Genomic DNA, 14,305 nt, shown 5'->3' on the forward strand with positions numbered 1-14,305 from the left:
CTCCTGGAGTTAACCATGAGCCTTGATAAAGTCGTTTTATTTACCTCTGACCTGGGCGGTCTAGGGGGTACTACCTCTGCGCTAAACGAAATGGCACGTGGCTTTAACGGGCGCGGCCTTTCAGTTAGCTATATGACCTTAGGGCGTGAGGTGGGCCAGCTACCCGTGCCCGGCGAGGTGTTTCGGGTGTTCCCGGGCCAGGCGTACACCACCGACAACCCTCTGGTGAAGCGTTTTCCGGGGCCGGGGGGCATAAAGCTAAAAGCCCTGAGCCTATACACGCCGGCGTGGCGTAAATACTGTTTAAAGCGTTTAGATCGCCACCTGGCTAAAATCGGCCCGGATACCGCCATAATCGCGTTAAAGTACAACACCCAAAAATGCTTAACTGAGGCTATTGGTCGGGGTGTGTGGGCAGCCAATGGCGCCAAGCGGCCGCTGCTGGTTTATCAAAACCATGCCTCAATGCAGTGGATGCGTCATTTTCCCGACTATCCGCAGGTGGCCGCGCCGGCAGATGTTTTCACCTGTTTAGCTGACCCTTACACGCGTGAAACCGCCCAGATCCTGGGGCGCCAGGTGGTGACAATGCCTAACTCGATTAGGTCTTTTGAACTGCCTACGGCGCCAAAAACCAATAAAATCGTGGTTTTGTCCAGGCTGGATGAGGCTAAACACCTAGATCGGTTAATTCAGGCTTTTGCGCAGGTACAGGGGCAGGTAAAGGAAAGCTGGCAGCTGGTTATTTACGGTGAAGGTCCATCGCGCGAAAGTCTCGAAGCTCTGGTTGCTGATCTGCACCTTAGTGACAGCGTTAGCCTACCTGGCAGTTGCTATGACTTAACTAAAGCTTTTAGTGGCGCTAGCCTATCCGCTTTAGTTTCTGGCAATGAAGGTCAGGGGTTGAATGTGGTTGAGGCGGCCATGGCTGGGGTGCCCTCAGTAGTTACCCCCTGCTCACCTGGCGCGATTGAGTTGGCTGAGCACGGTGGTTACTTGGCTGGCGGCTTTACGGTAGACGACATTGCGCAGGCTTTGCGTCAAGCTATGTGCGACGACGAACGTGAGGCGGTGGGGCTGCGGGCGCAGACCTATGCGCAGCGTTTTAGTACCGCTGCGGTAACCGATAACTGGCTTGAACTGTTCGCGAGGCTAGCCTAAAGGTCATTTTGCAGGACTAATACCCTCGCGCAGGTAGCTTAGGCAAGCTAGACTTGGTCACGTAATATTCCTGTTTCGATTACTTAGGAGCACCACGTGGCCCTCATCGAGAACGTACATGCACGCGAGATTCTAGACTCCCGCGGCAACCCCACTCTAGAGGTTGAAATCCTACTTGAGGATGGTTCCTTCGCCCGCGCGGCTGTCCCCTCCGGCGCTTCCACTGGTGCTTTTGAGGCTGTGGAACTGCGCGACGGCGACAAGAGCCGTTACGAGGGTAAGGGTGTAGAGAAGGCCGTTGCTAACGTAAACGACATCATCGCCCCCGAGGTTATCGGCTTCGACGCCGCTGACCAGCGCGGCCTAGACCGTCTAATGATTGAGCTAGACGGCACCCGCAACAAGGGCAAGCTGGGCGCCAACGCCATCCTGGGTGTGTCCCTGGCTGCCGCTCAGGCCTCCGCCGAGTCTGCTGGCCTGGAGCTGTTCCAGTACATTGGTGGCCCCAACGCTCACGTCCTACCCGTCCCCATGATGAACATCCTCAACGGTGGCTCTCACGCTGACTCCAACGTTGACATCCAGGAGTTCATGATTGCCCCCATCGGCGCTCCCTCCTTCCGTGAGGCTCTGCGCTGGGGTGCCGAGGTCTACCACTCCCTGAAGAAGGTCGTCAAGGAGCGTGGCCTGTCCACCGGTCTAGGCGACGAGGGTGGTTTCGCCCCCAACCTAGACTCCAACCGTGAGGCTCTAGAGCTGATCGTTGAGGCCATCGAGAAGGCTGGCTACAAGCCCGGCGCCGACGTTGCCCTGGCTATGGACGTTGCCTCCTCCGAGTTCTTCGACAACGAGACCAAGACCTACAAGTTCGAGGGCGAGCAGCGCGACAACGACTACATGGTCAAGTACTACGAGCAGCTCATCAAGGACTTCCCGATCGTCTCCATCGAGGACCCGCTAAGCGAAGACGAGTGGGAAGACTGGAAGGCCCTGACCGCCGAGATCGGTGACAAGGTACAGATCGTTGGTGACGACTTCTTCGTAACCAACCCCGAGCGTCTAGCCAAGGGCATCGAGCTCAAGGCCGCCAACGCCCTGCTGGTTAAGGTAAACCAGATCGGTTCTCTAACCGAGACCCTGGAGGCCGTGGAGATGGCCCACCGCAACGGTTACAAGACCATGACCTCTCACCGTTCCGGCGAGACCGAGGACACCACCATCGCCGACCTGGCTGTTGCCACCAACTCCGGCCAGATCAAGACCGGTGCTCCCGCCCGTGGCGAGCGTGTCAACAAGTACAACCAGCTGCTGCGTATCGAGGAGTCCCTGGGTGAGGACGCCGTATACGCCGGCGCCAGCGCCTTCCCGCGCTTCAAGGCCTGATAAAGCAGGTCCTGAGCTAAACTAGCTCTGACTTAAGCGGGCGGGGTGCATTTAAGCACCCCGCCCGCTTTGTATCTAGCCCTCAGGTAGTATCAAAGGTGTGAAGCCCCGTCGCCCTACCCAAGCTGACCCACGTCGTCGTCGCCAGAGGCGAACGTCAAACGCTACCGGCAGCGAGGCAGCCCCACGCACCCACCCTGAAGGCCTGCCCAGGGTCCGTTTACAAACGCCCCGCACTGGCGAAATCCCGCAGGTACCCCAGCAACGCGACGACGGGCGCACCCCAGTTTCGCTGCGGATGCTATTAGTGCTAATGGCCCTGCTAGTGCCTACATTCTTTATTGCTGAAAGCCTGCACACCTACTTTGTGCAGCATCAGCGCTATCAGGAAGTTAGCTCCCAACTGCGCGCCACCAAGCAAGAAAACGCCCAGCTGGAGGCCAAACTGCAGGCCTGGCGAGACAACAACTATCTAAAAAGCCAGGCACGTGGGCGCCTTGGCTACGTAATGCCGGGGGAGACCACCTACATTGTGGTGGGCGCCGATTCAGTTAGCGAAACTACCGCCACCAGCTCCACCCCCCAAAATAGCCAGCCCTGGTATGACCGCCTGCGCCAGAGCACTCGTGAAGCCGGTAAAGTCCCCAAGGCTGCGAAACGTGAACCCTCCCAACGCGGCTGGCTAGATCCAACCACTAGCCCCACGCCTACCGTAACCACCACCCCATAAAGCGAGAGCAAATGAGTTCAGAAGTTACCCAGGCCGATATTGAAGCCCTAGGCCAACAGCTGGGGCGCGTCCCGCGCGGGGTGGTAGCCATTGCCGCGCGCTGCGTGTGTGGTCGCCCGGCGGTGGTGCAAACCGCTCCGCGTCTAGACGATGGCTCTCCCTTCCCCACCACCTTCTACCTGACCCTGCCAGGGGCGGTATATGGCTGCTCAGCCCTGGAAGCCACCCACTACATGGATGAGCTAAACCAGCGTCTAGCTGAAGATGAGCAACTGGCCGCCGCCTACGCCCAAGCTCACCAGGCCTACCTGGCAGAGCGCGAAAAGCTTGGTCACGTGGACGAAATTGCCGGTATTTCCGCAGGTGGTATGCCCACCCGCGTTAAATGCCTACACGCCCTAGTGGGCCACTCACTAGCCGCCGGTGCGGGGGTAAACCCCATCGGCGACATTGCCATTGAAACCATGCGTGAACGCGGCCTGTGGGATAAGCAGGTTTGCAACTGTAAGGACGGTAAATAATGCGCCTGGCTGCTATTGACTGCGGTACCAACACTATCCGTTTGCTGATCGGCGACTATGAGCTTACCGATCAGGGCATTATCATCAACGAGCTGGAGCGCTCAGGTGAGATTGTGCGCCTAGGCGTGGGGGTAGACCGCACTGGGCGCCTAAATGAGGAGGCCATTGAGCGCACCTTAGACTTCACCCGTGCCTGCGCTGAGCGTTTTGAGCATTACGGGGTGCAACAGGCCCGGTTTGTGGCCACCTCCGCCTCGCGTGACGCTGCCAACCGTGACGTTTTCGTCAATGGTGTTTGGGCAATTTTGGGTTTTGAACCTGAAGTAATCAGCGGTGAAGAAGAAGCTGCCCTGGCCTTCCTGGGCTCTAAGGTGGGCAGCAATGTGGATATGACCCACCCGCGCCTGGTAGTGGATTTGGGTGGCGGTTCCACCGAGTTCAGCCTTGGCACCCAATACCCTGACGCCTATATCTCTACCAACATGGGTTCGGGGCGCGTCACCGAGCGTTTCCTAAGTGAAGGCGTCACCCCTGCCTCTGAAGCAGCCGCCCGTGAGTTTGTGCGTTCCATGCTGGATACGGCTGCCGAGCAGGTAGATTTCAGCGCTGCCCACTCCCTGGTGGGACTGGCTGGCACTATCACTGCGGTTACCGCCCACGCCCTGGGACTGGAATATTTCGACAGCCAAAAAATCGGTGGGGCACAGGTGCCCGTAGAGGACATGCGCCGCTCCTGCGACGCCATCATCCATGCCACCCCTGAGCAGTTAGAGCAGTGGGAATTCATTGCCCCCGGACGCCGCAGCGTAATTGCCGCCGGCGCCCTGATCTGCGATGAAATGGTGGCCCGCGTGGCGGCTGATACCGCTAACACCGATCACCCGGTGCGCCACATTAACGTGTCTCTGCACGATATTCTCGACGGTATCGCCCTCTCGCAGCTATGAACCAGCCCTTTGCTGCCCTGCTGCTGGCGGCGCGCAGAGAGCGTCAACTGGTGATTGCTACGGCACTAACTGACGGCGCTCCTAGCGGCCAGGCCCGCCAGGCTCGTCTGGCCCAGCAGCAGGGGGCAGGGGCTGCGGAACTGCGCGCAGACCTGCTAGCTGATCCCGCCCAGGTACGCGCAGCGCTGACGGCGGTGAGGGCGGCTTCCAGCCTGCCGCTGCTGCTGACCTATCGTTCAACCACGGAGGGCGGTAAAGGCGCTGGTCACGGCCAGGGCTATGAGGATTATTTAGCTAGCTTGCTACAGTTGCGCCCGGCCGTGGCCGCAGTAGACATAGAGATGGCCTGCCCTGCCAGTAAGGCGCTGGTAGCTGAGGCTAAAGCGGGTGGCTACGACGTCGTCGGCTCCTGCCACGACTTTACGGCCACCCCCAGCGCGGCCCAGATTGCAGAAAAATTAGCGCAAATTACTGCCGCTGGCGCGGATATCACCAAAGTGGCTTACATGCCACGCACTGCCCAGGACGTGGCCGCGCTGCGACATGCCGCCCACGACTTTGCTGGCGCCTACCCCCACCAGCCGCTAATTGCTATTTCAATGGGCCAGCTGGGCGCCCCAAGCCGCACTGACCTGGTCAATTGTCTGACCTTTGCGACAATCGCCGACGGTGCCGCTAGCGCCCCAGGACAAGCAACTATTGCCCACGTGAAAGCCTGGCTAGAAAACACCCCGGGGACAAGTACTATAGAACTATGAGCCAGCCCCTCGACTCCTCCTCTCGGGCCGCTGGAATCCCCATCGGAATTCGCGCGCATTTAGCCCACGCCGCCTTGCAGGTCCTAGCGCAAGACGCAGGCGTGGATATTTTGCATATCAAAGGCCCGGCAGTTCACCCCAGTATTGGTCGTGCCCTAACCCACAGTACCGACGCCGATGTGTTGGTGCGCCCGGAGCAAGTAAAGATATACGTCAAAGCCCTGCTAGATCACGGCTGGCGTCACAACACCTCATTTGAAACCGGCTCTGCTTTTGAGCACGCCGCCACCTTCTTCCACCCCACCTGGGGATATGTGGATCTGCACCGGCGCTACCCGGGGATTACCGCCCCCAAAGCTTTTAACAACCTCTGGGCGCGGCGCATCCACCAAATGCTCGGTGGAGTTCGCTGCGCTACCCCCGCACTAATCGACCAGCGCCTAATTTTGCTGCTACACGTAGCCCGTAACGCCTCAGGCGCGTCAGACCCCGACTACGCCCTAGTGTGGGCAACCCTAGACGAGTGCGCCCAAGCGGACCTGCGCCGTCGAGCCCGGGAACTAGGGGCCCAAGTGGGGCTAGCCGCCGCGCTAGGAGAACTAGACCAATACCGCCAAGACCCCACCCACGACCTGTGGATGATGTTCTCCACCGGTGAGGGCGGGCGCCTAGACGAGTGGAAAGCCCGCTTCAAAGCAGCCAACGGCCCGCTGGCTAAAGCTCGTATTGTGGGTCGGGCGCTGCTAGTAAACACCGACCACCTAACTATGCGGCTAGGTCACGAACCCACCCCGGCTGAAGTGCGCCAAGAATATGTGGAGCGCTACCGGGCGGCTTTGCGTGAAGGAATGGAAAAAATTAAGGGGAAACTGTGACCTACCTGCACCCTTCGCGCCTGGGTTACTACGATGAGCCCACCGAGCAAGCCATTTACTTGGCGCCACTACCCGACGGCGAAATCTCCAGGCTAGAAGGCCCTGCCCGCGCCATTTGGATCGGCGCTGATGGGGCTGAGAATGTGCATGAAGTAGCCCAGCGGGTTGCCCCCTATTTCAACGTTACGGCTGACCAAATTGAGGCAGACGTAAGCGAATTTATTAGTCAACTGATTGCTGGCGCACTTCTGGAGGAAGTCATGGACCTGAAGGATGCCCGATGAGCGGCAGTTACGGGGCCTCGCCCCGGTTGCTGTTTGTGTGCACCGCCAACATTTGCCGTAGCGCCTATGCTGAGGTGCGCGCCCGCCAAATGCTGGGTCTGGATGCCGGCTGGGCCTTTTTTAGTGCCGGCGTGCCGGGCACGGTTGGCCGCGAAATGGACCCGCCCATGGTGGCCCAGGCGGTGGCGCGTGGCGTGGCCCTGGAAGACTGCTTGGCTATGCGTTCGCGCCAAATGCGTGAAGGGATTTTGCGTCGCTCACGCCTAGTGGTGACCATGGCTAACTCGCACCGCGTGGCCTTGCTTGATGATTTTCCCGCCTACGCTGAGCGTTACTGGACTTTGGGGCAGCTAGCCGACGCCGCCACTTTGCTTCAGCGTGACGACGCCTGGCTGAGCTATGACACTGATCAGCTAGTGCGCGCACTGCACGCAGTGCGTGGGCCAGCTGGGGGCGGACGCGATGTAGCTGACCCATATCGGCGTGGGGATGCTGCTATGGCTGCGGCGGCCGATACCATTGATGCGTACTTGCGCACTATTCTGCCGCTACTATCGCGCGGCTAAAGGCCTAGTTGATACCGTACTAACATATAGATTTTTCAGGTTCCCCACCTGATCCCTGGCATCGCCAGGCCGCTCGGAAGAAGGGCAATAACCCACTGTGACAATCCAAGACTTTGTTAGGATGACCCGGGTCAACCTGGGTTTCTTAATCCTATGCGTGCTATTGGGTCTAGCCGGTGGTTTCGGCTATGCCAGCGCCCAGCCATGGACCTACACCGCTACTTCCCAGGCGATGGTGGTAGTTCCCGGTACCGATGCTTTTAGCCAGAACTCTATTTCTGGTCAGAAAGCTAGCGTGTATGCAGTCCTGGCTGGTTCGCAGAACGTGGCTAACCGCGTGGCTAAGACCCTCAAGACCTCCAACATGGAGGGAACTCTTAGTGGTAGTGCTGACGCCGTTCCTGGTCTGTTCACTCTGACCGCTACTGCTTCCACCCCGGAGCGCGCTCGTGACATCGCTAATGCCGGCATCAAGGCTGTGTCTGATGAGGCTAACGCGATTACCACCCTTAACGCGCCTACCGTGCAGCCCACCACCAAGACCACCACTAACCCTGATGGTACCCAGGTAACCACCACCACCCAGAGCGTGGATGGCACCACCAACGTAACCACTACGGACAACAGCTACCGCGAAACCCGCGTAACCCAGACCCTGCAGGCAGTTGCCCCCAGCGCCCCTAGCTCCCCTGACTTCTACAAGCTCAGCGGCATGGGTGCCCTGGCTGGTCTGGTGATTGGCTACCTGGTGGTGTTCATGCGCCGCCTGATGGACAACCGTGTACGCCACAACTCCGATGTTGAGGAGCTGCTGGGTTCTTCTGTACTGGCGGTTGTGCCTAAGTCCACTGAACTGAACGCCAAGGGCCGTCAGAACGTAGACGGTCTGGGTCAGGCCGCTGAGGCCCTGCGTCACCTACGTACCAACCTGCGCTTCGTGGATGTTGACAACCCGCCGCGCGCAATCGTTATGACCAGTGCTAACCCTGGTGAAGGTAAGTCCACCATGTCTGCCGTGTTGGCACAGATGCTGGCTTCTTCCGGTCAGCGCACCGTGCTAATCGACACCGACTTGCGTAAGCCCGTGGTGCACAAGATCTTCGGCCTAGACGGTTCTGTGGGTCTAACCCAGATCCTGGCTGGTGACATGCAGCTGTCCGACGTCGCCCAGAAGATTGAGGGTCAGCCCAACTTGCGTGTTGTGCCCGCTGGCCGTATCCCTCCCAACCCCTCAGAGCTTTTGGGTTCCCAGCGTATGAAGGCCTTGATGGACTACCTCAAGGACGACGCTATGGTGATCATGGACGCCCCGCCGCTACTGCCGGTTACCGACGCCGGTTTGCTTTCGGCCCTGGCCGACGGCGCCATCTTGGTCATGGAGGTGGGTGGCACCTACAAGGAGCAGGCCCGTCTGTGTGGCAAGATCTTCAAGCAGGTTGACGGCCGTCTGCTGGGTGTAGTGCTTAACCGTGCTTCACGTCGTAACCTCGGTAGCGTTTACTACGGTTACGGCTACGGTGGCTACGGCCAGAACTACTACTACTACGAAGAAGACGAAAAGCGTAAGCTGCTTGGCTTCATCCCGCTGCCTGGTCACCGCAAGCGCAAGCGCGAAAACCAGATCGTCTCCATCCAAGAGGAAGAGGTCCACCCTCTGCCTAAGGATAAGCAGAGCAACCGCCGCTCCTCGCGCCGCGCTGCCCGCAGCGAGGCCCCGGCTCAGGTACCCGCTCAGCTACCTGCCGCCACCATTACCTCGTCTCCAGTTAGCTCGCGTACCTCAGCGGCTAGCCCGCGTGTGAGCACCGTGGTTAACCCCGAGCCGGTAAGCGTGCCTTCCGTACAGGATTCAGGTGACGACACCGCCACCACTGAGGCTGTTGCCAGCCCGGTAGGTACCGGTATGCCGGTACCTCCACCAGCTGCCTCCATCAGCCAGCCGGTGGGTGAGGAAACTGCCGTGCAGACCTCCGCCGCCTTTGGTGCCCCGCAGGCTAGCGTGCCCACGCGCCGCTCGCTGCGTGAGCGTCGCAATGGCTGATAGCTAATACAACAAAGGCCCCGGCTTGCTGAACTAGCCCCCGAAAGTTGGACTGGTTTAATTCTAGGTGGTTAGGGTCTCAAGGGTCTGATTCCGATATTGCATCGGGGTCAGGCCCTTGAATCGTTTTTGAAGCCGGGTGTTGTTGTACCAGAAGATGTAATCATCTACGGCCCGGTAAAGCTCATCAACACTGGCGAAGTACTCGCCGTAGTACATTTCGGTCTTCAGATGACCGAAGAAGTTCTCCATCACCGCGTTGTCGTAGCAGTTGCCCTTTCGCGACATCGACTGGACACCACCAACGGACTCAATTAACTGGCGCCAACTGGAGTGCTGGTACTGGACCCCTTGGTCAGTGTGCACCATCAACCCTTCACCAGGTTCATGCCACGTAATCGCATTCTTTAACGAGGTAGACGTGAACTTCGTTGACGGGGATGTCGACAACTCGTGTGCCAGAATGCTCCGGTCGCCCAGATCCATGATCGGTGAGAGATAGACCTTCGTGCCAGCCACCCGAAACTCGGTGACATCACTAACCCACACTGTGTTGGGTTGTTCTGGCGTGAAGTTGCGGTCCAGGAGGTTCTCGGCAACGTGGCTAGTCTGGCCTTGGTACGAGTTGTACTTCCTACGTGACCTGACCTTGGATTTCAAGCCCATCTGGTCCATGAGTTTGTAGACGAGCTTGTGGTTAACCTCCCAGCCTCGTTTACGTAGTTCACTGTGGACCCGACGGTAGCCATAGCGGTGCTTCATCTGCTCAAAGATAGCCTTGATGACGTCCTTAAGCGCGGCATGTAGGTCTGGCCAGTCCAGGCGTTGCTGGTGGTAGAAGTACGTCGACCTGGCCAGGCCCGCGGCTTCCAAAAGATCATCGAGTCGATGCTCTGACTTGAGGATGACGATGGCTTCGGTCTTTAGCCTCGCCGTTGGTTCCTCAAGTCCCGCAATTTTTTTAGGTATGCATTTTCCGCCCGAAGTTTCTCCACTTCACGCAGAAGTCTGTCTTCCTCGGTCAACAGTGCAGGCTTCGCAGAGCCTTTCGGTCGTCCCTTCGGTTTGGACCTAAGCGCTTCATCACCGCCTTTGCGCCACTTACTCACCCAGCCTTTGACCTGTTGAGGTGAGGACAGCTTAAATTCCTTCGCCAGGTCCATGCGTGTTTCGCCAGCGAGGAAACGGTCGACCACTTCCTGTTTGACCTCGAAGGAGTATTGCTTCTTGGTTGGTTTCTCCACAAGAGATAGCCTGCCATGTAGAAACCAGCGACGATACAGGCTACGAGCCGGGTCGTGCCGGACCCCAATCCGACTTGCCGCAGCCGCAAAACCCAAGTCTTGCTCAAATAGGCCAACGAGCTGTTCTCGTTGTTCCTCTGACAGAGAACTTCGTGCTCTCATAGAAACACTCCCCATTAGTCGGTGTCTGATTTCTCAGTCCAACTTTCGGGGGCTAGTTCATGCCGCCGGGGCCTTTTTGTTTATCCTGCTAAAGCTCTGTAAAGCTCAGTGAATCCCTGTAAAGCTCAGTGAAGCTCAGCGCTAAAGCTCAGAGAACTGCCAGGATTTCGGTTACGAACACTAGGGTGTCGCCGCCCTTAATGCCGGCCTGAGGCACGCCACGGGAGCCGTAGCCTAGCTCGGAGGGGATGGACAGCAGCACGCGTGAACCCACGCGCTGGCCTACCAGGCCCTCGTCCCAACCACGGATAACCATGCCCACGCCAATCTGGAAGCTCAGCGGCTGGCCACGGTCAAAGGAGTTGTCGAATACCTGTCCATCCCAGATCTGACCCAGGTAGTTGCACACAATGGTGTCGCCGGGCTCAACGATCTGGCCGTCGCCGGCGTCGAGAACCTGAATCTCTAGGTCAGCGGGGGCCTCAGCGTCGGGGAAGGTGAGGGTGGGCTTGGTGCCTTTGCTACCGGAAACGGTAGGAAGTGGTGTTGCAATCATGGTTTAAGTTTAAGGGTAACCAATGCCTCAACGTATGTTTCTACGCCTGAAGTAGAATGGGTGCGTTCCCGTTTTTATAGCGCTCGTTTCCCCAACAAGCTTTTCATTTTCCTGAGGATACTTTGTGGCTTCCAATACCGGCATAGTTAATTTACCTAGGCTAACGAGCCTACGTTTCTTTGCTGCATCAGGTGTATTCATGTATCACCTGTGCCGTATTTATCCAGGCATGCCGCTTAAAGCTACATCTACTGTGGGCTATGTTGGGGTGGCGTTTTTCTTTGTGCTATCAGGTTTTGTACTGACCTGGTCCACCCCGATTTATAACGGTGTGGAGGCTAAGCAATTTTGGATTAAGCGTGTAGCGCGTGTATACCCCTCGCACCTAGTGATGATGGTTATCGCGTTGCTGTTGCCGGCTACGCCGCTGCCGCTGACCTGGGTTGCGGTACCTCCCAACGCGCTGCTGCTGCAATCTTGGTTCTCACCTAATGACATTGCTTTTGGGGTAAACGCAGTTAGCTGGTCGCTGTCTTGTGAGGCTTTCTTCTACCTGTGTGCGCCGCTACTGATCAGTGTGCTAAACGCACTTAAGCCCTGGCAGCGCTACCTAGCTGCCGCCGCTGGTGCGGGTGTGGCCTGGAGTATCGGCCTGGTGCTGGCAGCTAATGGGTCTAACGTTTACGCCTACCACTTGCCGATTGTGCGTATCGGTGAATTCATTATCGGTATTGCTTTGGCTTTGGCTTTGCGCGACGGCGTGCGCTTGCCTTTCAGGAGCGTGTGTCTTGCGGGGGTGACCACCGCTGTGATGGTGATGGTTTGCCTGCGCACCGGGCAGTTGACGACGGTTAGCGGCATTTTGATGGTGCCCGCCTTTGCCTGGCTGATTTATGCCTGCGCGCAGGCTGACTTGGATGGGGTACGCGGCGTGCTGCGGCTGAAGCTGCTAGAGCACATGGGTATTACGTCTTTTGCTTTTTATCTGGTGCACGAATTAGTGCTCCTAAACCTCAAACCGCTGCCCTGGCCGCATGGTTCAAAGCTGGTTAATCTGGCGACTGTAATCGTGCTTTGGATTATCTGCCAGGCGGCGGCGGAACTGTTATACCGTGGAGTTGAGCGTCCTGCGCAGCGTCGTATTCGTGCGTGGGCGGCAGCACATAAGGGGAAGAATGAAACAAAGGCTGGGCATTATTCGCTACAACCTGGGCGTGCTAGTGGACAAGCCGGAACGCCCGGCACTGGTGTGGATGATGCTGGGAACGGTACTAGTGTCACTGGCGGACACCGCCTCGATTCTGCTGGTAGCGCCACTGGCGCAGGCCATGACGGGACAGTGGCGTAGCGGAACCGCCGGATACGCCGCTAAACTGCTGGACGTAAATACCCAAGGTGAGCTGGTAGCTGCCTTAGCTGGTGCGGTTATTATCGGCTTCATCGTTAAGGACCTGCTCTCTATTTTGGTGCAGTGGTGGAGCCTGAAGGTTTCCTCTAACCTGCGCTATAAGAGCGCTATTGAAATCAGCGAATACTATCTGCGTCTGCCTTACTCTAAGCACGCCTATTTAGGGTTGGCGGTAATTCTAAATAAGTCTGGTCAGAACGTGACCATGGCTTATAGCGGTTACCTGTTTGGCACTATCACGCTGGCTACCCAGATTTTCGCGGTTGTCAGCGTGGTGGGGGCACTGCTGATTGCTGCCCCGGTGGCTACCGCGATTTTGGCGCTGTTTATCGGCCTGTTTGGCTGGCTGTTCCTGCGTAAGGTGCGCCCGCTAAACGAGCGTCTGGGCGCGGAAGAAGTGGCCGCTAATGAGCGCTCGTTCAGGGCTTGTTTTGACGCTTTTGGCACCATTAAAGAAACCCAGCTGCGTAACGCCTACGACTTCTATCTAGAACGTATTGATGAGGCTTCAGCTAAGCTGCGCGACATTAGCATTCAAAAGGGTTTCATTGCTTCGCTGCCTAAGCAGCTAATTGAAATTGTATTCATGCTGGCACTAGCCATCGTGTTTGCTTTTACTGCTTTTGTGGGTGACAGCCAGTCGCTATTGTCCTCTATGGCGGTATTGCTAGCGGCGGCTTTCCGGGTGCTACCCACTGCTGCCGGTATGCTGGGCACCTTGGCTACTATCCGCCAGGCTGAGCCGGCTACACGCGAATTTATTGCCTCTAAGCTGGCGGCCCGCTCGCAGATTAAGAACATGGAAATTGTTAGCCGTGAGGAGGTCACCCCGCTGGTTCTGCGTAAAGAGCTAGAGGTGCGTGACGTGCGTTTCCGTTATGACGACGACGCCCCTGAGGTGCTTAAGGGTGTGGACTTGCGTATTCCCTTTGGCACTAAAGCTGCTTTTGTGGGCTCCTCGGGTGCCGGTAAATCTACTTTGCTGGATCTGCTGATGGGCCTGCAGGTGCCCACCAGCGGTGAGATCCTGATTGACGGCGCTGACATGCGTGAAAATATTTACGGCTGGCAGTCCAACATTGGGGTAGTGCCTCAGAACGTGTTTATTACCGACCGCACTATTGCCGAGAATATTGCTTTCGACCAGCGCCGCGAAGACATTGACCCCGAGCGGGTGCGCGAAGCTTTGGAAGGCGCGCGCCTGTGGGAATTTGTTTCTAGCCAGCCTGAAGGTATCTGGTCTGAGTTTGGTGAGCAGGGCCGACGCCTATCGGGTGGGCAGTTGCAGCGTGTGGGTATTGCCCGTGCCTTGTATCGCCGTCCTAACCTGCTGATTTTGGATGAGGCCACCAGCGCCCTAGATAACGAGACTGAAGCGGAAATCGCTGAAACTATCGATAATCTAAGCGGCAAGATCACCGTGATTATTGTGGCTCACCGCCTGTCCACCATTCGTAATGCGGATCAGATCGTGTTCCTGGCTAATGGTGTGGTTGATGGTATCGGTAGCTTCATTGAGCTGCAGGAGCGCTCTGAGGGCTTCCGTAACCTGGTTAAGTTGGCGGCGCTAGAGCAGGCCTAAAACCAGCGCAAAACCTAGAATCAGAGCCAAATAAAGCCAGCTGCTTAGCTGGCCGCAGCCATAAAAAAGTTTGTGCCCCAGAAGTTT

General features: G+C 57.7%; 12 protein-coding genes and 2 pseudogenes. 12 read left to right on the forward strand and 2 right to left on the reverse strand.

Annotation, left to right across the window (positions count from 1 at the left end; all coding sequences use genetic code 11):
• The first annotated feature begins 15 nt into the window (after positions 1-15).
• The 10 genes from HMPREF0045_RS09840 (at position 16) to HMPREF0045_RS09160 (ending at position 9,266) form a co-directional block, all read left to right on the forward strand.
• Positions 16-1,161: a glycosyltransferase gene (locus tag HMPREF0045_RS09840; protein ID WP_005987717.1), complete on the forward strand. Its 1,146-nt coding sequence runs from the start codon at positions 16-18 to the stop codon at positions 1,159-1,161.
• A 96-nt stretch (positions 1,162-1,257) separates the two neighbouring features.
• Positions 1,258-2,544: a phosphopyruvate hydratase gene (gene eno, locus HMPREF0045_RS09120; protein ID WP_005987719.1), complete on the forward strand. Its 1,287-nt coding sequence runs from the start codon at positions 1,258-1,260 to the stop codon at positions 2,542-2,544.
• Positions 2,545-2,644: 100 nt separating this feature from the next.
• Positions 2,645-3,274, forward strand: a complete 630-nt coding sequence (locus HMPREF0045_RS09125; RefSeq protein WP_050807488.1) for an FtsB family cell division protein — start codon at positions 2,645-2,647, stop codon at positions 3,272-3,274.
• 11 nt (positions 3,275-3,285) lie between these two features.
• A complete protein-coding gene (locus HMPREF0045_RS09130) occupies positions 3,286-3,795 on the forward strand; it encodes a DUF501 domain-containing protein (protein ID WP_005987722.1) in 510 nt (169 codons plus the stop codon).
• Positions 3,795-4,742: a Ppx/GppA phosphatase family protein gene (locus HMPREF0045_RS09135; RefSeq protein ID WP_005987724.1), complete on the forward strand. Its 948-nt coding sequence runs from the start codon at positions 3,795-3,797 to the stop codon at positions 4,740-4,742. Before HMPREF0045_RS09130 ends, HMPREF0045_RS09135 begins: the two co-directional genes overlap by 1 nt.
• The gene (locus HMPREF0045_RS09140) at positions 4,739-5,500 is read left to right on the forward strand and encodes a type I 3-dehydroquinate dehydratase (RefSeq protein ID WP_005987726.1); all 762 of its coding nucleotides are present in this window, start codon (positions 4,739-4,741) and stop codon (positions 5,498-5,500) included. Before HMPREF0045_RS09135 ends, HMPREF0045_RS09140 begins: the two co-directional genes overlap by 4 nt.
• Positions 5,497-6,375 (forward strand): nucleotidyltransferase family protein, encoded by an 879-nt coding sequence (locus HMPREF0045_RS09145; RefSeq protein WP_005987728.1) that lies wholly within the window; start codon positions 5,497-5,499, stop codon positions 6,373-6,375. Before HMPREF0045_RS09140 ends, HMPREF0045_RS09145 begins: the two co-directional genes overlap by 4 nt.
• The gene (locus tag HMPREF0045_RS09150) at positions 6,372-6,659 is read left to right on the forward strand and encodes a PqqD family protein (protein WP_005987730.1); all 288 of its coding nucleotides are present in this window, start codon (positions 6,372-6,374) and stop codon (positions 6,657-6,659) included. The genes HMPREF0045_RS09145 and HMPREF0045_RS09150 overlap by 4 nt, the downstream gene beginning before the upstream one ends.
• The gene (locus HMPREF0045_RS09155; protein ID WP_005987732.1) at positions 6,656-7,225 is read left to right on the forward strand and encodes an arsenate-mycothiol transferase ArsC; all 570 of its coding nucleotides are present in this window, start codon (positions 6,656-6,658) and stop codon (positions 7,223-7,225) included. The genes HMPREF0045_RS09150 and HMPREF0045_RS09155 overlap by 4 nt, the downstream gene beginning before the upstream one ends.
• A gap of 121 nt (positions 7,226-7,346) precedes the next feature.
• On the forward strand, positions 7,347-9,266 hold the full coding sequence (locus HMPREF0045_RS09160; protein WP_005987733.1) for a tyrosine-protein kinase domain-containing protein: 1,920 nt from the start codon (positions 7,347-7,349) through the stop codon (positions 9,264-9,266).
• A gap of 63 nt (positions 9,267-9,329) precedes the next feature.
• Here HMPREF0045_RS09160 and HMPREF0045_RS09165 read toward each other — a convergent pair.
• Positions 9,330-10,533: pseudogene (locus tag HMPREF0045_RS09165) on the reverse strand (IS3 family transposase); the annotation flags it as partial.
• A 287-nt stretch (positions 10,534-10,820) separates the two neighbouring features.
• The gene (locus HMPREF0045_RS09175; RefSeq protein WP_005987736.1) at positions 10,821-11,228 is read right to left on the reverse strand and encodes an FKBP-type peptidyl-prolyl cis-trans isomerase; all 408 of its coding nucleotides are present in this window, start codon (positions 11,226-11,228) and stop codon (positions 10,821-10,823) included.
• Between the two features lie 124 nt (positions 11,229-11,352).
• On the opposite strand from HMPREF0045_RS09175, the pseudogene HMPREF0045_RS11115 reads away from it, so the two are divergent.
• Positions 11,353-12,285: pseudogene (locus HMPREF0045_RS11115) on the forward strand (acyltransferase family protein); the annotation flags it as partial.
• Positions 12,286-12,403: 118 nt separating this feature from the next.
• Positions 12,404-14,218, forward strand: a complete 1,815-nt coding sequence (locus HMPREF0045_RS11165) for an ABC transporter ATP-binding protein (protein WP_081466845.1) — start codon at positions 12,404-12,406, stop codon at positions 14,216-14,218.
• The last annotated feature ends 87 nt before the right edge of the window (positions 14,219-14,305 follow it).

Source organism: Actinomyces graevenitzii C83 (assembly GCF_000239695.1).
Lineage (GTDB): Bacteria > Actinomycetota > Actinomycetes > Actinomycetales > Actinomycetaceae > Actinomyces > Actinomyces graevenitzii.